General features: G+C 53.8%; 23 protein-coding genes. 13 read left to right on the top strand and 10 right to left on the bottom strand.

Translation table 11 applies throughout. The features are described 5' to 3' along the window. Positions 1 to 80 precede the first annotated feature (80 nt). The gene (locus ACMGGR_RS15235; protein ID WP_414147249.1) at positions 81 to 1,409 is read left to right on the top strand and encodes a PLP-dependent aminotransferase family protein; all 1,329 of its coding nucleotides are present in this window, start codon (positions 81 to 83) and stop codon (positions 1,407 to 1,409) included. Positions 1,410 to 1,534: 125 nt separating this feature from the next. On the opposite strand, the gene ACMGGR_RS15240 is transcribed toward ACMGGR_RS15235, so the two are convergent. The 3 genes from ACMGGR_RS15240 to pagP form a co-directional block, all read right to left on the bottom strand. Then, positions 1,535 to 1,963 carry a GNAT family N-acetyltransferase gene (locus ACMGGR_RS15240; RefSeq protein ID WP_246761458.1) on the bottom strand — a complete coding sequence of 143 codons (429 nt, stop codon included), beginning with the start codon at positions 1,961 to 1,963 and terminating at the stop codon, positions 1,535 to 1,537. 386 nt (positions 1,964 to 2,349) lie between these two features. After that, positions 2,350 to 2,559, bottom strand: coding sequence for a transcription antiterminator/RNA stability regulator CspE (cspE, locus tag ACMGGR_RS15245; protein ID WP_004156612.1), 210 nt, complete (start codon positions 2,557 to 2,559; stop codon positions 2,350 to 2,352). A gap of 150 nt (positions 2,560 to 2,709) precedes the next feature. After that, entirely contained in the window at positions 2,710 to 3,285 is a 576-nt protein-coding gene (gene pagP, locus ACMGGR_RS15250) for a lipid IV(A) palmitoyltransferase PagP (RefSeq protein WP_246761457.1), read from the bottom strand. A 1,301-nt stretch (positions 3,286 to 4,586) separates the two neighbouring features. Here pagP and ACMGGR_RS15255 point away from each other — a divergent pair. Next, a complete protein-coding gene (locus tag ACMGGR_RS15255) occupies positions 4,587 to 4,832 on the top strand; it encodes a hypothetical protein (RefSeq protein WP_246761456.1) in 246 nt (81 codons plus the stop codon). A 99-nt stretch (positions 4,833 to 4,931) separates the two neighbouring features. On the opposite strand, the gene ACMGGR_RS15260 is transcribed toward ACMGGR_RS15255, so the two are convergent. The 3 genes from ACMGGR_RS15260 to ACMGGR_RS15270 form a co-directional block, all read right to left on the bottom strand. Beyond that, positions 4,932 to 5,339 carry a CesT family type III secretion system chaperone gene (locus ACMGGR_RS15260; RefSeq protein ID WP_246761455.1) on the bottom strand — a complete coding sequence of 136 codons (408 nt, stop codon included), beginning with the start codon at positions 5,337 to 5,339 and terminating at the stop codon, positions 4,932 to 4,934. A 24-nt stretch (positions 5,340 to 5,363) separates the two neighbouring features. After that, positions 5,364 to 6,281 carry a hypothetical protein gene (locus tag ACMGGR_RS15265; RefSeq protein ID WP_414147250.1) on the bottom strand — a complete coding sequence of 306 codons (918 nt, stop codon included), beginning with the start codon at positions 6,279 to 6,281 and terminating at the stop codon, positions 5,364 to 5,366. Positions 6,282 to 6,490: 209 nt separating this feature from the next. Beyond that, positions 6,491 to 7,099, bottom strand: coding sequence for a hypothetical protein (locus tag ACMGGR_RS15270; protein WP_414147251.1), 609 nt, complete (start codon positions 7,097 to 7,099; stop codon positions 6,491 to 6,493). Positions 7,100 to 7,520: 421 nt separating this feature from the next. Between ACMGGR_RS15270 and ACMGGR_RS15275 the strand changes: the two genes are divergently transcribed. The 11 genes from ACMGGR_RS15275 to ACMGGR_RS15325 all read left to right on the top strand — a co-directional run bounded on the left by ACMGGR_RS15275 (position 7,521) and on the right by ACMGGR_RS15325 (position 14,762). Further along, complete coding sequence (locus tag ACMGGR_RS15275) at positions 7,521 to 8,489, top strand: sigma 54-interacting transcriptional regulator (protein ID WP_246761452.1); 969 nt, start codon at positions 7,521 to 7,523, stop codon at positions 8,487 to 8,489. A gap of 189 nt (positions 8,490 to 8,678) precedes the next feature. Further along, a complete protein-coding gene (locus ACMGGR_RS15280; RefSeq protein ID WP_246761451.1) occupies positions 8,679 to 8,828 on the top strand; it encodes a hypothetical protein in 150 nt (49 codons plus the stop codon). Between the two features lie 76 nt (positions 8,829 to 8,904). Next, positions 8,905 to 9,267: an EscI/YscI/HrpB family type III secretion system inner rod protein gene (locus ACMGGR_RS15285; protein WP_414147252.1), complete on the top strand. Its 363-nt coding sequence runs from the start codon at positions 8,905 to 8,907 to the stop codon at positions 9,265 to 9,267. Between the two features lie 6 nt (positions 9,268 to 9,273). Beyond that, complete coding sequence (gene sctJ, locus ACMGGR_RS15290) at positions 9,274 to 10,047, top strand: type III secretion system inner membrane ring lipoprotein SctJ (protein ID WP_246761449.1); 774 nt, start codon at positions 9,274 to 9,276, stop codon at positions 10,045 to 10,047. Continuing rightward, the gene (locus tag ACMGGR_RS15295) at positions 10,047 to 10,622 is read left to right on the top strand and encodes a type III secretion protein HrpD (RefSeq protein ID WP_414147253.1); all 576 of its coding nucleotides are present in this window, start codon (positions 10,047 to 10,049) and stop codon (positions 10,620 to 10,622) included. Before sctJ ends, ACMGGR_RS15295 begins: the two co-directional genes overlap by 1 nt. Continuing rightward, positions 10,612 to 11,214 (top strand): type III secretion system stator protein SctL, encoded by a 603-nt coding sequence (gene sctL / locus ACMGGR_RS15300; RefSeq protein ID WP_414147254.1) that lies wholly within the window; start codon positions 10,612 to 10,614, stop codon positions 11,212 to 11,214. The genes ACMGGR_RS15295 and sctL overlap by 11 nt, the downstream gene beginning before the upstream one ends. A gap of 101 nt (positions 11,215 to 11,315) precedes the next feature. Beyond that, positions 11,316 to 11,543 carry a type III secretion protein HrpF gene (locus tag ACMGGR_RS15305; protein ID WP_246761446.1) on the top strand — a complete coding sequence of 76 codons (228 nt, stop codon included), beginning with the start codon at positions 11,316 to 11,318 and terminating at the stop codon, positions 11,541 to 11,543. Positions 11,544 to 11,575: 32 nt separating this feature from the next. After that, the gene (sctC, locus tag ACMGGR_RS15310) at positions 11,576 to 13,669 is read left to right on the top strand and encodes a type III secretion system outer membrane ring subunit SctC (RefSeq protein WP_246761445.1); all 2,094 of its coding nucleotides are present in this window, start codon (positions 11,576 to 11,578) and stop codon (positions 13,667 to 13,669) included. 10 nt (positions 13,670 to 13,679) lie between these two features. Beyond that, positions 13,680 to 13,865, top strand: a complete 186-nt coding sequence (gene hrpT / locus ACMGGR_RS15315) for an HrpT family type III secretion system protein (protein ID WP_246761444.1) — start codon at positions 13,680 to 13,682, stop codon at positions 13,863 to 13,865. Between the two features lie 217 nt (positions 13,866 to 14,082). Next, positions 14,083 to 14,322 carry a type II toxin-antitoxin system Phd/YefM family antitoxin gene (locus tag ACMGGR_RS15320; RefSeq protein ID WP_246761443.1) on the top strand — a complete coding sequence of 80 codons (240 nt, stop codon included), beginning with the start codon at positions 14,083 to 14,085 and terminating at the stop codon, positions 14,320 to 14,322. A 2-nt stretch (positions 14,323 to 14,324) separates the two neighbouring features. Then, positions 14,325 to 14,762 carry a type II toxin-antitoxin system VapC family toxin gene (locus ACMGGR_RS15325; RefSeq protein WP_414147255.1) on the top strand — a complete coding sequence of 146 codons (438 nt, stop codon included), beginning with the start codon at positions 14,325 to 14,327 and terminating at the stop codon, positions 14,760 to 14,762. A 133-nt stretch (positions 14,763 to 14,895) separates the two neighbouring features. Here ACMGGR_RS15325 and sctU read toward each other — a convergent pair whose 3' ends face one another. Genes sctU through sctR form a run of 4 tightly spaced genes read right to left on the bottom strand, consistent with a single transcriptional unit; the run spans position 14,896 to position 17,707 of the window. Next, positions 14,896 to 15,981 carry a type III secretion system export apparatus subunit SctU gene (gene sctU / locus ACMGGR_RS15330; RefSeq protein WP_414147256.1) on the bottom strand — a complete coding sequence of 362 codons (1,086 nt, stop codon included), beginning with the start codon at positions 15,979 to 15,981 and terminating at the stop codon, positions 14,896 to 14,898. Next, on the bottom strand, positions 15,981 to 16,784 hold the full coding sequence (sctT, locus tag ACMGGR_RS15335) for a type III secretion system export apparatus subunit SctT (RefSeq protein WP_246761440.1): 804 nt from the start codon (positions 16,782 to 16,784) through the stop codon (positions 15,981 to 15,983). Before sctT ends, sctU begins: the two co-directional genes overlap by 1 nt. 1 nt (position 16,785) lies before the next feature. Further along, the gene (sctS, locus tag ACMGGR_RS15340) at positions 16,786 to 17,046 is read right to left on the bottom strand and encodes a type III secretion system export apparatus subunit SctS (RefSeq protein WP_246761439.1); all 261 of its coding nucleotides are present in this window, start codon (positions 17,044 to 17,046) and stop codon (positions 16,786 to 16,788) included. Positions 17,047 to 17,053: 7 nt separating this feature from the next. Beyond that, the gene (gene sctR, locus ACMGGR_RS15345) at positions 17,054 to 17,707 is read right to left on the bottom strand and encodes a type III secretion system export apparatus subunit SctR (protein WP_246761438.1); all 654 of its coding nucleotides are present in this window, start codon (positions 17,705 to 17,707) and stop codon (positions 17,054 to 17,056) included. Positions 17,708 to 17,711 lie beyond the last annotated feature (4 nt).

Raw genomic sequence — 17,711 nt, forward strand, 5'->3', positions numbered from 1 at the left:
AGTTTTTGTCTGTTTTCGATACTAAGACGATAATATTAACTGTACAATAATTACTTTGTTACTGAACAAATGGATTTCTTATGGTCGACCTGACATGGTTTACCGCGCGTCTTACCGATGTGTCGGTAAAAGGTATTGCGGCGAAGATGGCAACACTGATTCATACCGGGGAAATTCCGGTGGGGACGCATTTACCCTCGGTCAGAGAGCTGGCCGAAGCGCTGGGCGTCAGTCCGGCCACCATTTCGGCTGCCTGGGGGCAGTTAAAACGACAGAAAGTAGTGACGGGAAAAGGCCGAAGCGGTATCCGCGTCTGCGGTAATTATCTGACGCCGCGCCCGGTACGTTTTGAGCAGATTGGCAATTATGGCGATGCTATCCGTGCCGATTTAGCAATGGCTTCCCCCGATCCCGCCTTGCTGCCGGATCTGCAAGCGGCAATGCTACAGGGTATTCAGTGCCCGTTACTGAACAGCTATCAGCGGGACGCGATCTCCCCTGCGCTGCTGGCCGCGGTCAAACCACGCTGGCCCTTTCAGGCCGAAGCCTGGCTGGCTACCGATGGCGGTTTCGATGCGATGAACGGAATTGTGCAAACGCTGTTCCGTCCCGGTGAGAAAGTCATTATTGAAGATCCTACCGCTACGCGTCTGCTTGATATGCTGGACAATGTCGAAGCTGAAATTATGCCGCTGGCCTGCGATGAACATGGCCCGTTACCCGGTGCGCTGGCGATGCTGCTCAGTAAGGGCGCAACGGCAATGATCTACCAGCCAACGACCCATTCGGCAACGGGACACAGCGTTAGCCAGGCCCGTAGCGAAGAGCTGGCAAAAGTACTGGCAGGCTCTTCCATACTGATCGTTGAAGATAACGGTATCGGCGACCTGTCTGCGCATCCTTGCTTCAGCCTGGGCCATTGGTTTCCGGAGCGTACGCTGCACGTGCATTCTTTTTCGAAAGCTTACGGGCCCGATCTGCGCCTGGCGGTACTTGCCGGTCCCCTTGACCTGGTTAAACGTATTCAATCATGGCGTAACTTTGGCGCGGGCTGGACCAGCCGTATTCTGCAACAGGCGGTGGCCTGGATGTTGCAGGATGACGCCACGCAACGACACATTCAGCACGCGCGTGAGGTTTACCGGCAGCGCCGCAGGCTATTGCTGAACGCGCTGGCAAAACGTGGCCTGACGCTGCCGGATCGCGATGGGCTAAGCCTCTGTTTGCCGGTCCAGTCAGAACAGTTCGCTATGATTACCCTGGCGGCAAGGGGCATCGCCGTGCTGCCGGGCGAGCGCTGTAGCCCTGGCAATAAGCAGTTTATTCGGGTCAGCACCTCAATGATGACGGCTGAAAAGGTAGAAAGCATTGCCGAGGCGCTGATGCTGGCAATCGGCGGTTCTCGTTAATAGCCGAGGCGCTGATGCTGGCAAGCACGGTATCCCGCTAATACTAATAGCCCAGACGCTGATGCGGGCAAGCAAGGTATCCCGTTAATAGCCGAGGCGCTGATGCTGGCAAGCGGCGGTTCCCGCTAATCGACCAGCGTTTTAATCAGATAGCGCGGAGATTCGCTATAGCCTTCACGAGCGTAGAAGGCGAGCGCTTTGGTGCGGTGTTCGTGGCAGTGCACTTCTACCCTGTCGCAGCCGCGATCTTTTGCCAGCTGCTCGGCATGCTTCAGGAGCTGTTGGCCGACGCCTTCGCTGCGCTTGCCGTCGGCAATGCAAAAATAGCTGAGACGAGCGAAATCACCGGCCAGCGCCAGCTGCGGGATAAAATGCAAGGAAAGGAAACCAAGCGCGCGACCGTCCCGCTCGGCTATCAGCAGATGCTCGGACCTGTCGTCCATCATCTGCGCCAGGCGCCGCTCGATAAAATCTTCTGTGTTGGCGTAGCCCAGTTCGGTTAGCAGGGCGCTCAGGACAAAACTATCTTGCATTGTTGCCAGTCGGATTTTCATTTTACCTCCAGAATTCAGCTCGGCGGGTCTGCGAAACGTTCTACCGTACAGGTTATATAGCCTGCGCGGCGCGATAAGCAACCCGGCGCTAAGGGGATATGTTACGGCCGTTTTTATCCGCTGGCGGCGATGCGGGCAAGGTGCCTGCATGTAATGAATGATTAATGTTTCTTTAATAATGTTTTGCCACACTCTTTACTCAAACACAGAGGGAGGCGACGAAATGCAGGCATTACCCCGTACGTTCGCGGAGGCAGCAGCCGTCATAGTTTCGCTGGTGGCAGCAGGTGCGTGGCTCGGCCAGTTCTTTTCTTTTTGACGTTGCAGCATAAAACGGGCAAAAAAAACCCGCCGTTCGGCGGGTTTTTAAAATTCTGTCTGATAACTTAAATGGCGGCAACGTTAGCAGCAGATGGGCCTTTGGCACCGTTGGTGATTTCGAACTCTACGCGCTGACCTTCAGCCAGAGTTTTGAAACCGTTGCTCTGGATGGCAGAGAAGTGTACGAACACGTCTTTGCTACCATCTTCAGGAGTAATGAAACCGAATCCTTTGGACTCATTAAACCACTTAACGCTACCTTTGATCTTAGACATCTATATTACCTTTACATGAAAAATGGACACTAAACTGTGTCGACAGTTAGTACAGCAATTGCTGAGGCTTTTGTCCAGTGGCCTTTTACGAAAAAGTGATAAATATCGCCTTTTTTGCAGATACATTATAATTCCGCATAATTTCCGCCGTTAAAACTGCCAGCGCAGCCAGGCAAAGTAGACGTTGCCATTGTTGTGCGTTCCCGGAATATAAGTCATCTGAAAGGTGGCTTTGCGGTAACCTATTGAGGCAAGAGGCAGAACTGCCGGAACAGGAATATATTTCCAGTTATCCCGAGCCGTTACCCCTGCCGTATAGCCCAGCCCCAGGCGGACGTCCTGATTGTTAAGCGGTCGCCATATTTTTTCCCAGCCGTAGCCGCCAAACGGCTCCCATTTGTTGAATGAGTCCTTAAACGCCATCAGGTAAAGGCCGTTCCAGTTCCCTTTTTCATCGTAACGCGAGATGCCGCCACCCGCGCCCCACGGGCGTTCATTATATTTATCGATATGTTGTTGGTCATAAGTCCAGCGGTTGTGCCAGGTAATGGCCGGTACATACAGATCGTAGCCCTGCGGTTGATCCCAGGTTGTAGCGACTTTACTGCTGAAGTCTTGCCAGGTTCCTGAAATGGCTGAACCTAATGTTTGCGCCTGTAGCGGAGTGGCAATGCTTAGTACGCCAGACAGGCTCAGCGTAAAGAGAGAGAGACGGGAAAGTTTCATGTTCAAGCTACCGATCGCGAAGGTGTTGTTAAAAAATCGCGTGGCTTTTTTTCAGTGAAGTAGCAAAGCCAGCCGCGTTGTTAAATTAACCGGCATTGTAATTATTTTGGGGGCGGCTTTCATAAATGCACATTGAACAGATTTTAGTCTTAGCTTTTTTACGACCGCTTTTTAAAACGCTTTCTTAACAGATAACCTGCCGATCTTTTCCGGCCAGATTTTCAGCAACCCGCGTTCGAAAGCACATCTTTAATTAATATGAATTGATCTACATCATTTATTTAGCGCTATTAATGATTATTTGAGCAAAAAACAAAATAAAAGCGTTAAAACAAAGGATGCTAATCGTGCGGCAATTGTAAAAAAGACTAAAGTGCGAGGTTATATCTTTTGAATCATGTTGTTATGGGTTAATATCAATCAGCGAAAATGATAAACAATCTTTATCGATCGCACGGCAATTTTTGGTAAGATTAATCCTGGTTAGCAATGACTGTTTTCTTAAGGAGCCGATGTGAGAATACGCTGCTGGAAGTGCGGACACACACAAATTATCTTTACCTTTAGCGGCGACCGTTTTGGTAATCATCACGGAGCAATTTGCGCGTATTGCCGGAAACCCGTCACCTTAAAAGATTGCCTGTTTCGTACGGTAGTCGCGGCTGACAAAATCGAAGAGAGAGAAATATTCCGCTCGCTTTCACCCACCGTTGAGAAACTTCCCTACGCGTCGGGAGCGACCAAACCTTCGGGCAAAAGGTGACAATACGGGCGTATTGCCACCCCATACAATCAGAAGAGCACTTTAAAGACACCAGTAAGCGTCAGCAGGCCGACAATAAAAATAATCGCAATAATCCAGAGAATAATCTTCATTCCATTTTCCTCAGCCGGTTAAAAAAAGTTCTACTATGTAGTGACTTGAGTATAGAAGAAGATTTTTAACTCTGCTTTTTTTCCCCTCGATCGCTCCGATTTGCCGTTTCGCTAAGCAATCTGCCTCCTTTTCAAATTCGACCAATGCTTATGCCGCCAGGCCCGCCATAGAAACAGGTTCTGCCTGCATTCAGCCGGTCGCCGCCTCGCTTTAATCCACTGCTTTGACTCACCTTTTTTTTACCGCTATTTAAAGCATTAAATATCAGTAAGTTATATGAAAATGTTCAGGAAAGATTTTTCGCGATAGCGATCACGTTTTGCATCTTCTTTACGGCGGTACCTTCGATAGACGGTGGGCCGCTGGCTAGACTGAGTGGAGCTATTTGCTATGGGCTCACCCCTCTCGTTAACAAGGAGATCTTATGAGCACTATCGACAGCAGCATGGGAAGGTACAGCCTGAAGGCCAACAACTCGGGCAACCATATCAGAGGTTCTATCGCTATCAACGATGAAGGCGGCTCGCCGCTCACTCTGCAGGAGTTTGACGAACATTATCTTGATGACGTCATTAATAACGTTATCTACCCCGTTACCGGCGGCAACCGCATTATCACCAACGCTTTCCGGGATGAGATGCTTAAGGCAGGTTTTAACCAGCCTCACTAAAAAACCCGGCCCAGCCGGTTTCCTCTTCAGGCTGTTGACGACTTTACAGTTTGTCGCCAACAGCCTGATAAAAATCTATCTTTGTACCTGCAGCGATAGCTACACCTGCGGCGATAACTGCAAAAAATCGCGCATTCTTTCGGCCTGTGCCGTAAAACGCTCAAACAGCGTGGTCAGCTGATGCGGCTCAAGCTCGGCAAACGGCTGTCTGGTCCAGAGCAGAACCTGCCGCTGTTCCGGTAGCGTGGCAGTAATAACAGGCGGATGCGCCAGTCCCAGCAAATTGCATTGCAGCAGCGTGTTCAGCGTTGCCGCACTGGCAAAGTCGCTTTCCCGCATCGGCAGCAGACAGCTTAAGGTCAGATGGTCGAACGGACTTTCTTCCCACTGCAACGTTATCCCCTCAAGCGTCATGATGTAACTTTCGCTCGCCTCAAGCTGCTCCACATCAATTCGCCATTGCCGCAGCAGCGGCGCAAGTAATTTTATCAGACGGTTTGCCGCCATTTTTTCTCCTTTAGCGTGCGAAATCTACCTGACGCCTCGATTGACGTTACGCAACAGCTCCGCCACCTCTTCTCGCGTTGCGCCGTCCTGACGTCTCCTGCGAGACTCGTAAACCGAGCGCTTCATCTCTGGCTTCAATTCTGTCGCATCCCCGCCGCGATCGGTCTGGTAGTAAACGTTGATATTTTTCGAGGCCTGATACTGCTGATAAAGCCCCCCGCCGTGGCGACGGGCAATCTGCTTTAGCGAACTGAGATCTTTATCGGCAATCGGCGTGCCCTGCTGCTGCATTTCACGCTGATACAGCGCGTTTATCTCTTCCCGACCGGCTTTTTCACCGTGTACCAGTCTCTCTCGCACCTCTGGATTAGCGGCCTGTGGCGCATACTCTTTAACGATGCGGTAGCGTTTAGAAAGATCGTAATTTTGCTCTTTGTCAGCCCGGCCATACAGCGGCCAGGCATCCGAATAGATCCGTTCGCCATTGATCCGTCTGTCGCCCACCATCACAAAAGCGTGATCGCCATCCAGCGCGCTGCAAACGGCAACCGGCTCGTTGATGCCGGCAGAGGCCAGCAGCAGTCCGTTTACCGCCGCCATTTCGCCACAGTTTCCGGCACGGAATCGCGCAGCGCGCCAGGGAAGATTCTCTTCCGAGCTCTCTTCAGCCCGTGACGCCACCGTACGCTTCACCGCTCCGCCATGTGTATGAATGATATCGTGGAGCTGATTAGCCGAGCCTTTATCCAGCGTTTTCCACGTATCCTCAATGGCCCGGTTAGCTTTTTTTAAAATCTGCTGCTGGCTTTCGGTTACGGTAAGAATACGGCCGTTGCGCGTTCCCTCCAGGCCAGGCTTGCCGGGCAGCATCACTTTTGATTCAGTGGCGTGCTGGCTGCGGCGACTGGAACCGGAAGGTGTGCCAAACAGATGAAAAGGCATAATAATCTCTCTGATAAAGAGCGGTGCCCCTGAGTGGCCTGACGGCGCAGGAAGTTCCGCAGGCGTATAACATTAAGCAGCCTGCACCAGGAGACGGTGAGATTGACGACGACCAGCTATCCTTTCTTGCCGGCGCATTTTGCTCTAAAAGAAAAAGGCGACACCGTGTCGCCCTCAACAAAATCTAACCATGTTAATAATTTGCAGCTCTACTTACTCTCGCCGCTTCCCTGCGAGCCACTCCCTCCGGAGATAGCCGACAGGATGGCGCCCAGCCCCAGCATCTGTAGCGCGCCGCCCAGTTTACCCGCCAGTCCGCTGCTGTCCTGACTCTGATCCTGCGATCCGTTGCCGCTCTGTCCGGAAGAAGATGAGGGATTACCCTGATCGGCAGAACTTGTTCCTTCAGAAGATTGACCAAGCATCTTTTTAATCATGTCCATCAGCTGGGTCATGATGTCGCTACTGCCTGAGGCATCCTGCGTGCCTGAAGAACCGTTGCCAGTACCGGAACCAGAACCGGATTTATCGCTGTTCGCACCGCTATTTTTCAGCAGTTCCATAATGGCATTCAACAGCTGTGTGATGCTGCTTTCGCTGCTGGTGGACTGACCGTTGCCGGTTTCGGTAAGCGCATCCTTACTGCCGAACTCTACGCCCGTGCCGTTTGAAGAAGAAGAGCCAAAATTCAATACGTTGCCCGCCGTCTTCGCATTGCTTTCACCGGAAAGCAGTTTAGCTGCACCTGTACCCGCATCCTCAGCGCCGCCCGCTGCTCCGCCGCCAAATGCGCCGCTTAACCCGCCGCCTATTTTCATGTCGCTTCCTCTGTTTAGTGAAATGACTATCGCAATTCAGCCCGTTTCGTGGGCTTCGTCTCAGTTTTGGGTGGGAGGCGACAAGAAGGTGTTCCATTTCATACTGATAAAATCTGAATCGGCGTAATTTAAATTACACATTCTTAACGTTTTGCAATCTAAATAATGCGCTTGTTTACATCACCTTACCGTTCCCGGCGCCGTTTTTTGTAGGGATTTCCCTACGTTGCCGCACGGATATCCCCACAGTAACTTCAGAGGAAACTGATAGCCTCTCAGGCTCAGGCTAGTAAATAGTAAATGAAAATTGAGTATCGCCCCTGAGCGGCCCGCTGCTGGCTTCACGTCATTTCTGCTTTTCATTGCAACAGGTTGCTAACTGAATTTGTAAAAATTCGTCTAAGGGAAGACAGGAGAGAATATGGTAACGGGTAGTGAGAAACAGCCAGGCAGTTTCCATCACGATAAGGTTACAGCCTTCCTTACTGAAACGGGATTATCCGAGACAATCAGAACAGATATTCACGCCAGTCTGCATCCCATGATCGATAATCTTGCGCCGTTAAAGGTAGATCTGCTGCTGGAAGGGGAAACCGGCACCGGTAAAGATACGCTGGCTCGCCGTATCTATCAGCTTTCTGGCGCAAAAGGCCCGCTGATAGCGGTCAACTGCGCGGCTATCCCGGAAAACCTGGCGGAAAGCGAACTGTTTGGGGTGATTGCCGGTGCCTATACCGGTGCCAGCCACTCCCGCGCCGGCTATATAGAGGCCTCCGACAAAGGCATTCTTTTCCTGGACGAAATCGACAGCATGCCACTGATTTTACAGGCCAAGCTGCTGCGGGTGCTGGAGACGCGCGCCATCCACCGCCTGGGATCTACCAGTCCTGTGCCGCTGGACTTACGTATTATCGCGGCCTCGCAAACGCCGCTGGCGGAGCTGGTTGCGGCTGGCAGTTTCCGGCGCGATCTCTATTTCCGTCTCTCAACCATCAAAATAGAGACGCCCACGGTGCGCTCCCATGCCGAGCTGATTATCCCGCTGTTCCGACGCTTTACCCAGGAAGCGGCAATGCGGCTGAAGCAGGCTATCCCGCCCCGCTCGCTGGCGCTGGATGAAGCGCTGCTGCTGCACAGCTGGCCTGGCAATATCCGCGAGCTGAAAGCCGCTGCCGAGCGCCATGTTCTGCATCTGCCGCCGCTTTGCGATATTACGCCAGCCGACGGTGAAGCCACGCTATTAAAAGACAGGTTACGTCGTATTGAACGCAGCCTGATAAAAGAGTGTTTACATCGTCATGGCCATAAAATTGATGACGTCGTACATGAATTAGGTATTCCACGACGCACGCTATATCACCGTATTAAATTGCTCAATATCGTTGCCTGAACCGACTCTAAAAATAAATTAAATTTCTTTGGAACCCTTTTTGCGTCACGCCCACTTAATAAATGATTACGCTGATGTTCAAACTTAAATTTAATGGGGAGTCACACTATGTCTTCAGTATCCAGCGGTATTGCAACTACAGCTTCAGCTGCCACGAAAGTAGAAAGCGCAACTGATGGTGCAAGCTTCATGTCACAGATGCAGGAAGTTCAGGGCCAGATGCAGCAGGATATGGTTGATAAAGCCAAGCTTGATGCGCAGAACAACAAAATGAACGGTATCGCGGACAGCGCCAGTAAAGCCGGTTCTGCTGCCGCTCAGGTAAAAATTCAGTACTAGTCAGCCTGTCGGCGCGGGCCTCCTGTCCCGGTCCGCGCCGCGCGCTCTTCTTGTTTTCCTGCGCGAGTTAATGCTTATGAAAATAACCTCATCCCAAGCCGATTTAATTCAGACCCCGCAAATTAATAACGCAGCACAGCCAGAACAAAGCGACGTAGACTTTTTTTCTGCCCAGCTAAAAGAGCCGCAGGTTGAAAAAGTTTCTGCGCCAACGGAAGTCACGCATTTTCTTTCCGGACTGGCTGACTCCTTAAATAATAACGAACAGCAAAGAAGAACGGCCTATCAGGATTTACAGAAAGCCTCCCGCTCTTCTAATTTATTAGAATTCAGCCAGGCGAATGCCGCCCTGTCTAACTATTACATTGAAAATTTAATGAATGCCAAAATCGTCGCTAAGGGCGTACAGAGCATCGATAAACTGACCAACTTACAATAAGCCGCTATGAAAATTCTGCTGAACTGGCTAATGCTGTTTTCGCTGCTGCTCTGTCTTGCAGGCTGCGGCGACAAAACCGTGCTCTATAGCGGGCTGGCGGAAAACGACGCTAACGATATCATCGCGGAACTGAACCAACACCAGATTGCGGCACAAAAACTCATAGAAAAAGCGGGTATCTCCGTCTCCGTCGATGCGGAAAATATCGAGCGCAGCGTCAAAATACTCGATTCCGCCGGACTGCCGCGCAAGGCCCGCACCAATCTTGGTGAGGTGTTCCAGAAAAGCGGCGTGATCTCCAGCCCAATGGAAGAGCGTGCCCGCTATATTTACGCCCTCTCGCAGGAAGTGGAGTCAACGCTGGCGCAGATTGACGGCGTTGTTGTGGCTCGCGTGCACGTGGTGCTGCCGGAAAGACTGGCACCCGGCGAACCTGTCCAGCCTGCGTCCGCCTCGGTGTTTATTAAATATCATAACAGTCTCGATCCGGACAGTATCGAACCACGCATCCGGCAGATGGTCTCCACCAGCATTCCTGGCCTGGCAGGAAAAAGCGATAAAGACTTAGCCATCGTTTTTGTTCCCGCGCAGACCTATGAAGACCGCGTGGAGGTAGTGCAAATGGGGCCTTTCCAGCTCTCGCCTGACGAATATTCCACGGTGAAATGGGTATTCGCGCTGTTTGCTATTATTTTGCTGCTCGCTTTTGGCCTGCTGCTCTTCAAACCCGGCAGAAAGAAAGAGAAGCCTGCCAGTGCTGCGGCGGCGACGGGTAAATAATGACGCAGGAACAGGCCCTTGACTGGCTGCACTGGTGGCAACAGGGCTGGTGGCAGCAGGCGCATGGAAGCTGGCAGTCCGCCTTTTTTTCTTTGCCGCCCGACAGCCAACAGATGCTGGCGTGGCAGCATCCGCAGGCCGTGGCCGCCGGTTTCGCCGTGCCTTATACGCTACCGCCAGAGCCGGAAGCGCGCATCCTGGCGCTGGCCTCTTTCAGCGACGACCGCTGGCAGCGCCTGCTGGCTTTGCTGGCAGCCTGTTGCGCCCCACAGCTTACCCTGCCCGAACTGACGGCAGCCGACCTTATCTGGTGCCGCCGTCTGGCAAAAGCGTTGCGCTGCGAAAGCTGGCTAAGCGCCGCCTGTTTTCAGCCCTGGACGACGGGCGGCCTGCTGCTGCTGCGCTGTCTGCATCCACAAAGCTGGCCTCGCTTGCGCCTGCGTTTTCCGCCGGAGTGGGTAAAGCAGCTGGAAGAATATCCTTTATTAACCCTGCCGCCATCCAGACTCGCCGCGCTGTACGATGCCGCGATCTGGCAGAGCCAGCAGTCAGAGAAGATGCCGTATGTGGATTGAGAAAAAACTGGCGGTACTGGACGATCCCCATTTCCTGGCCGGGCCGCTGTTGACCAAAGAAGATCTGGCATTGCATCAGCAGGCGCTGACCGTGCTACAGGCGGCCGAACAGCAAGCACAGCGAAAGCTGGCAGAGGCTGAACAGCAGGCACAGGCCATGCTGGCCGAAGCGCAAACCCGCTGCGACGCGGCAATCGCGCAGCAGCAGCAGGCTTTTCTTCTGCAGGCTGACGAGCTTTTTGCCGACTGGCAGCGGCAGCAGGAACAATGGCAGCTGGCGCTTATCCCCAAAGCGGAAGCGCTGCTTGTGCAGGCGATGAGCCAGCTGCTGGCAGAACAGCCCGCCAGCCTGCAACTTGCCGCGATGCTGCAACAGCTGCTGAAAGCACAGGGCCGCCAGGCCGCCGCCACGCTTTACTGCGCGCCAGAAAGCATGGCGCAAGTCGCCAGCTGGCTGACGCAGCACCCGCAGCTGGACTGGCAGCTTATCAGTGACGCCTCGCTGGCCAGCGACAGCCTGCGTCTGGCAACCGAAAACGGTGAGCTCAGTCTTGACTGGCCACAGCTTTGCGCCGCGCTCATCCCGTCTTAGTGTCCCTTCCCTCTTGCCTGGCCTAATAATATTTTTTTCATTCCGGAACCTGCCCCCCGCTTTCGCCACTTAACGACAAACCCTCACAGGAGACTGAAACGATGAGCTATGACGATTCGATCCAGCGTCGCCTGACCAGTCAGGTGGTTCACGCGCAGAAAGATATGTACCAGTTTGCCCAGGAAAGCCAGGACCAGCCGTTTAACGTTAGCGATATGTATGCCTTCCAGAACGAAATGCTCGACCTTTCTAACGCCAACTGGGCCAGCTCGCAATATACCCAGTACAAGCACGGCATTCGTAAAGCGATTATTGACGCCATTAATTAAGGTCGCTGACCACCCATAATAAGGAGAGAAACGTGCCTGGGCCGTCTGCTTTTTTACCCTTTCGCCCCCTGCTGCTGGCGCTGGCGCTGGGTTTTTGCACTGCACACAGCTATGCCAGCACGCCGGAAGAGTGGCGTGATGGTGCCTATGCCTATTCTGCAGACAATACGCCGCTCAGCGTTATCCTGCAGGATTTTGCCAGCAGTCACGGTGTCGATGCCAACGTCACGGGCCTGCCCGACACTTTCGTTACCGCCCGCCTGCGTGCGGATAACGCCGAGGCTTTTCTGAATCGGCTGGCGCTGGAACATCGTTTTCAGTGGTTCGTTTACAACAACACGCTTTACGTCAGTCCTCAGTCACAGCAGACCTCGCGCCGACTGAAAATCAGTCCCGACGCCGCGCCCGATATCAAACAGGCGCTACAGGGCGTTGGCCTGCTGGAGCCACGCTTCGGCTGGGGCGAGCTGCCTGATGATGGCGTCGTGCTGGTTACCGGGCCGCCAAAATATGTCGATCTGATTGCACAGTTCAGCAAAAAATCGGAGCCGGAGACCAGCGAAGACAAACAGATGATGGCGTTTCCGCTCAAATATGCCGACGTGGCCGATCGCACCATTAAATATCGCGATCAAACGCTGGTCGTGCCGGGCGTCGCCACCATGCTGAACGAGCTGCTGGGACAAAACAGCAACGGCTCGGCTAACGGCACCACCACCACGCAGAACGGCCGTGGCGGCAGCGACAGTCCTTATCAGGCGATGCAGAGCGAAAGCCGCAGCATTATGCAGCAGATGATTGGCCGTAATACTCGCCTCGGGCGCAGCAATGAGCAGCAGCCGGGGCAAACCTTACAGGGTAAAGTCTCTGCCGACGTGCGTAATAACACTCTGCTGGTACGTGATAACAAAAAGCTGCGCGCCGAATATCAGGAACTGGTGAAAATGATCGACGTGCCGCAGAAGCTGATTGAAATCGATGCGGTTATCGTTGATATCGATCGCAACGAGCTGGCGCGTCTGTCCACTAACTGGTCAGGACAGTTTGGCAACGTTACCGCTGGCGCCTCAATGCTTGGCGGCGCCAGCACGCTTTTCGTCACCGACTTTAACCGCTTCTTTGCCGATATTCAGGCGCTGGAAGGCGAAGGGACGGCTTCGATTATCGCCAACCCTTCCGTCCTGACGCTGGAAAACCAGCCGGCGGTCATCGACTTCAGCAACACCGCTTTTATTACCGCAATTGGGGAGCGCGTGGCGGATATTCGCGAAGTGACAGCGGGTACCAGCCTGCGCGTCACGCCGCGATCTATCGGCGACAATCCCGATAAAGCGGCCGTACAGCTGGTGGTGGATGTTGAAGACGGTAAGCTGGACAAAAATGAAGACGGCAGCGCCCAGGGTACGGAAAACGGCGTGATCAGTACCCAGGCGCTGGTGCAGGAAAAGCGCTCGCTGGTCATGGGCGGTTTTCATACTAAACAGAGCGGCGATGATGAACAACGCGTGCCGATCCTTGGCAAAATCCCGCTGCTGGGTAAGCTGTTTACGTCTAACAACCACACCACCTCCCAGCGCGAGCGTCTGTTTATCATTACCCCGCATTTGATTGGCGATCAGGTCGATCCGTCACGCTATGTCGACGCGGAAAACAGCGCTCAGGTCAACGACACGTTACGCGATATTAACCGCCGCCATCAGTCTGGCGATATGAAACGCAACATCGAAAGCGCAATGCAGGATCTGGCCGAAAGCCGCCAGCCCGGCGGTTTACAGTCCAGCCAGTCCGGCCTTTCCCTCAGTTCGCTTTGCAACATTCCGCTGACTTTCCGCACCAGCACGCGTCAGCAGTGGTATGGCAACAGCGAGATGCAGATTTCCATTGGCGTTATCACCAATACCAGCGGTAAAGAGGCGCGCTTTGATGAGTCTTCCTGCCGTGGCGACAGAACGCTGGCCGTTTCCGCCTGGCCGCATACGCGTTTACAGCCTGGCGAATCTACGGAAGTGTATGTGGCTTACGATACGCAAGCGCCTGCAAGGCCTGGACGCGTATCGCTACTGCAAACCAGCTCGTTAACAACGCCGGTAACAAATAACGGCCGTTCGCGTTTGCTGTCGCCTTAAGGAGGAGACAATGAAAAAATCGCTGTTTATTTTGCTGTTGAGCATGTTGCTGACGGCATGCGCAAAACCGAAGTTCGCTGGCTGTAACGATGTCGCCTGTCGGCCGGTATCAAACGACCAGGCGATAACCATCTGGTGGCAGCCGGATATGCGTAATGGCCCCTTCGACTACTCCCAGGCTGCGGTTAACCAGTAAATATTTCTGGAGAGAGGCCGCAGGACGGCAACGCCACGCTTTGCTTATCGATTCATTCAGCGTAAACATCAGGTCATGCCGCCGGAAGCGAAAAAATCCGGCGGTAATTTGACGCAGGTGTTTTTTTACGCAACTTTATTTTGACCAGAAAGACTGGCGGCCGTAGACTATTTTTTGCACGTTAACAGCCGAGTTTGACTAACTTTCTGGGGGAGTAATGAACAAAATGAACCTTTATGAAGCAAAAACCCACCTGTCGAAAGTGGTGGCCCACGTGGCGGAAAGCGGTGAATCCTGTCTGATTACCCGCCACGGCAGGCCAATGGTAAAAATTGTGCCGCTGAGCGCGCCGGAAAAATCACTCCGCCTTGGTTTTATGCAGGGTCAAATCACGGCCCCGGACAACTTTAACCAGCTGAGCCAGGACACTATTGCCGATCTGTTTAAGGGAGAATAACCATGTCGGTTCGCAAGGAAGCTTTATCCCTGGTGCCTTCAGCCGCCTATCTGCTGGATACGCACGCGCTGATTTGGGTCGCGGGACAGCCAGAAAAACTCAACGCCAAGGTCGTTGATATCCTGACCAATGACGGCAACCGTTTTTACTTTTCACCGGCCAGCCTGCAGGAGATAGCCATCAAGGCGGCGCTGCACAGAGCGGATTTCCGTGTTGATGTTCGCGCGCTGGCGGAGGGGCTGACGACGGCGGGCTACCTGGAGCTTCCCGTCAGTACCCGACACGTTTGCGGCCTGGTCGATCTGCCCGCCATGCATAAAGATCCTTTCGATCGGCTGCTGGTAGCACAGGCGAAAGCCGAAGCGCTGCACTTTATTACCAATGATGAACAGATCCTTAGCCGCTGCGCTGGCTGGCTGAGTCTTGTTCCCTGCGGGTAAAAAGCGGGCGCGGCGGCGCTTGTTTACTGCCGTAAGCCGCTGCGTCTGCACACTTTAAAGGTCCGGCGCTATTATTGTTTTCACTGCCGTAAGCCGCCGCGAAGCCGTAATCTGTGCGCTTTATCATCCGGCGCTACTCCTCAATCTCCAGCACCCTGTCCAGCTGCTGGTCTTCCAGCTCTTTCAGCAGCCGATAAACCTGCGCAACCGCCTTCAGCGTCTCGCGGGGAATATAGTCGCCCTCTTCAACCGTTCTGAACAGCGTGCGGGTCAGCCAGACAAAGCGGATAACGGGCATCTGGCGGTTTTTTGCCTCTTCGATAATGTCCTGCGCTTCGAAGCCTTCGGCTTTAAACAGCAGGCGCGGCAGCGGCGTTTCTCCCGCGCGATAGTAAAGCCCTACGGCAAAATGCGTGGGGTTAACCAGCACCATATCCGCCTCTTCTACCACCACTTCTCTTTTCGGTTTGGGCGCTTCGTTCAGGATCTGATGCGACATCGACTTGCGATGCCCTTTCATGTGCGGATCGCCCTCGCTCTGCTTAAATTCATTGCGGATATCTTCATGGCTCATGCGCTGCTGCTTCAGGAAAAAGTATTTTTGCAGGCCAAAATCGACCGAGCTTAACACCAGCAGCAGCGCCAGCGTTTCCCGCACTATCTTCATAAACAGCGCCAGCACCGCCTGCCAGAAACCGTTAAGATCTTCGCCATAGGCCAGCTGCGCCAGCGGTCCCAAGTCAGGTTTGATCGCCAGATAAAACACCGCGCCGATGGCTATCGCCTTCAGCACGCTGGTTATCAGCGTGGTCAGCTGCTTAGCGGAAAACATGTTCTTTAAATGCCCGACCGGATTGATGGCGTCGAACTTAGGGGCCAGCGCCTCCGTGGCAAACAGCGGTCCAAACTGGATCCAGCCGCCAATAACGCGCAGCAGAAAAATTAACGCGCAGACGATGCCGCAGAAATAGCAAAGCACCATCAGGCCATCCATGACGACTTCCTGCATCGCATGACCGAAAGGATCGTTAAGGCGGCCAAGCGGCAGCATTACCATCGCCTCCAGCCGCTGCATCCCGCCGTCGACCAGGGCAAAAATCGTTTCCATCACGCCAATGCAGATCAGCAGTTTAGGAATATCCGGCGTCTGGCCAACCTGCCCCTTTTTTCGCGACTCCTTGAGCTTTTGGGGCGTGGCGTTTTCGGTTTTTTCGGCCACTAGCGCGCTCCTTTACCCAATATATCCGCCAGCTGCGGCAGCAAATCTTTCAGATCGAACAGGCGTTCGCCCGCCACGTAGTTGAGGATCGGCAGATAAAGCACAAAAAACAGCATACCCAGCAGACACTTCGCCGGCATGGCCAGCACGGTTGCCTGTAGCTGCGGACTGTAGATGCTGAGAATGCCGACGCTAAAATCCACCAGCAGTAACAGCGCCACCAGCGGCCCGGCGTAGAGAACCATATGCATAAAGATGCCGCCAAGCAGCTGTAAATAAGCGTGAAAGCCCGCTTCACTCGGCAGCGGCAGCCACTGCATCGGCGGCCACAGGCGGTAGCTGTCCCAGATAATCTGCGTGATGGTCGACAGCCCCAGTCCGACCACCAGCAGCAGAATGATGGATTGCTGCATCAGAAAACCCAGCGGCGTAGCGTCCGGCCCCAGCTGGGGATTAAGCTGGCCGCCCATCAGCGCGCCACGCTGGTTATCAAACAGCGCGCCGACCGATTCAAACAGCCAGAACGGCATTGCCAGCAGCAGGCCGATAACAACGCCGATAATCACCTCTTTCAGCGCCAGCGCCGCCAGCAGAAACAGCGAGGGATCGTCCACGGCCAGCTGCTGCTGGATCATTGGCGCAGGAAACAGCGCCAGCGCCAGCACGATGCCGGAACGCAGGCCGCCCTTGATGGCGTTAAAAGAGAATACCGGCGAAAGCAGCAGGCAGGGGAAAATGCGCGCCATGGCCAGCGTCAACGCCAGGATAAAGTGATAGCCATCAAAAAGGACGCTGTTCCACATATCAGTATTTCACGTTGGGCATCATGGCAAAGGCGCTCTGCGCCAGTTCGGTCAGCTCGACGCCAATCCAGCGGCCGGTCAGCGCCAGCGCCACGCCTACCGCCACCAGCTTGATAGCAAAAGGTAGCGTCTGATCCTGCAGCTGCATCACGGCCTGCAACAGTGAAACGATAACGCCCACGATCACCGCCACAATCAGCGGCGGCGCGGAGAGGATCACCACCAGCAGCATCGCCTGGCGAAAAAGCGTCAGGATATCCATTTCTTCCTCACAGATAGCTGTAAAACAGGCCGTCGAGCAGGCGCGTCCAGCCGCTGACCAGCACAAACAGCAGGATTTTTAGCGGCAGCGAAATGGTCATGGGTGACACCATTTGCATGCCCAGCGCCAGCAGCACGTTAGAAACAATCAGGTCCACCACGATAAAAGGGATAAAAATCAGAAAGCCGATTTTGAAACCGTTTTGCAGCTCCGACAGCACAAAGGAGGGAATTAGCAAAAGCGGACTGTCGTGCGCGATGCTGTCGGCCATCTCTTTCGGCCACATACGCTGCGCGTTTTCCTGCAGATGGATAAGAATATCGGGGTCGGTGTTCTTCACCATAAAGCGCTTAAGCGGCTCAACGCCGTTGCTGACGGTGTAGTCAAGGCGCTCGGCTGACTGGGTATCAATGGGCACCGCTTTAACCCGCTGGCTTATTTCATTGAATACCGGAGCCATCACAAACAGCGAAGCGGCCAGCGCAATGCCGTAAATGGCCATATTAGGCGGCACCTGCTGTACGCCCATCGCGTTGCGGGTCAGCATCAGCACCATCGATATTTTCAAAAAACAGGTACAGACGATCATTAAAATCGGCACCAGCGACAGCGCCCCAAGAAACAGGGCCAGCGTCATTGGATTAAGCGATAGCGAGTCCATAGGG

Origin of the sequence: Erwinia sp. BNK-24-b (genome assembly GCF_047456155.1) — a bacterium.
Lineage (GTDB): Bacteria > Pseudomonadota > Gammaproteobacteria > Enterobacterales > Enterobacteriaceae > Erwinia > Erwinia phyllosphaerae.

Excerpts from the sequence above, each read along its gene's own strand:
- ACMGGR_RS15235 (WP_414147249.1), top strand. The coding sequence starts at position 81 with ATGGTCGACCTGACATGGTTTACCGCGCGTCTTACCGATGTGTCGGTA.
- ACMGGR_RS15240 (WP_246761458.1), bottom strand. The coding sequence starts at position 1,963 with ATGAAAATCCGACTGGCAACAATGCAAGATAGTTTTGTCCTGAGCGCC.
- cspE (WP_004156612.1), bottom strand. The coding sequence starts at position 2,559 with ATGTCTAAGATCAAAGGTAGCGTTAAGTGGTTTAATGAGTCCAAAGGA.
- pagP (WP_246761457.1), bottom strand. The coding sequence starts at position 3,285 with ATGAAACTTTCCCGTCTCTCTCTCTTTACGCTGAGCCTGTCTGGCGTA.
- ACMGGR_RS15255 (WP_246761456.1), top strand. The coding sequence starts at position 4,587 with ATGAGCACTATCGACAGCAGCATGGGAAGGTACAGCCTGAAGGCCAAC.
- ACMGGR_RS15260 (WP_246761455.1), bottom strand. The coding sequence starts at position 5,339 with ATGGCGGCAAACCGTCTGATAAAATTACTTGCGCCGCTGCTGCGGCAA.
- ACMGGR_RS15265 (WP_414147250.1), bottom strand. The coding sequence starts at position 6,281 with ATGCCTTTTCATCTGTTTGGCACACCTTCCGGTTCCAGTCGCCGCAGC.
- ACMGGR_RS15270 (WP_414147251.1), bottom strand. The coding sequence starts at position 7,099 with ATGAAAATAGGCGGCGGGTTAAGCGGCGCATTTGGCGGCGGAGCAGCG.
- ACMGGR_RS15275 (WP_246761452.1), top strand. The coding sequence starts at position 7,521 with ATGGTAACGGGTAGTGAGAAACAGCCAGGCAGTTTCCATCACGATAAG.
- ACMGGR_RS15280 (WP_246761451.1), top strand. The coding sequence starts at position 8,679 with ATGTCACAGATGCAGGAAGTTCAGGGCCAGATGCAGCAGGATATGGTT.
- ACMGGR_RS15285 (WP_414147252.1), top strand. The coding sequence starts at position 8,905 with ATGAAAATAACCTCATCCCAAGCCGATTTAATTCAGACCCCGCAAATT.
- sctJ (WP_246761449.1), top strand. The coding sequence starts at position 9,274 with ATGAAAATTCTGCTGAACTGGCTAATGCTGTTTTCGCTGCTGCTCTGT.
- ACMGGR_RS15295 (WP_414147253.1), top strand. The coding sequence starts at position 10,047 with ATGACGCAGGAACAGGCCCTTGACTGGCTGCACTGGTGGCAACAGGGC.
- sctL (WP_414147254.1), top strand. The coding sequence starts at position 10,612 with ATGTGGATTGAGAAAAAACTGGCGGTACTGGACGATCCCCATTTCCTG.
- ACMGGR_RS15305 (WP_246761446.1), top strand. The coding sequence starts at position 11,316 with ATGAGCTATGACGATTCGATCCAGCGTCGCCTGACCAGTCAGGTGGTT.
- hrpT (WP_246761444.1), top strand. The coding sequence starts at position 13,680 with ATGAAAAAATCGCTGTTTATTTTGCTGTTGAGCATGTTGCTGACGGCA.
- ACMGGR_RS15320 (WP_246761443.1), top strand. The coding sequence starts at position 14,083 with ATGAACAAAATGAACCTTTATGAAGCAAAAACCCACCTGTCGAAAGTG.
- ACMGGR_RS15325 (WP_414147255.1), top strand. The coding sequence starts at position 14,325 with ATGTCGGTTCGCAAGGAAGCTTTATCCCTGGTGCCTTCAGCCGCCTAT.
- sctT (WP_246761440.1), bottom strand. The coding sequence starts at position 16,784 with ATGTGGAACAGCGTCCTTTTTGATGGCTATCACTTTATCCTGGCGTTG.
- sctS (WP_246761439.1), bottom strand. The coding sequence starts at position 17,046 with ATGGATATCCTGACGCTTTTTCGCCAGGCGATGCTGCTGGTGGTGATC.
- sctR (WP_246761438.1), bottom strand. The coding sequence starts at position 17,707 with ATGGACTCGCTATCGCTTAATCCAATGACGCTGGCCCTGTTTCTTGGG.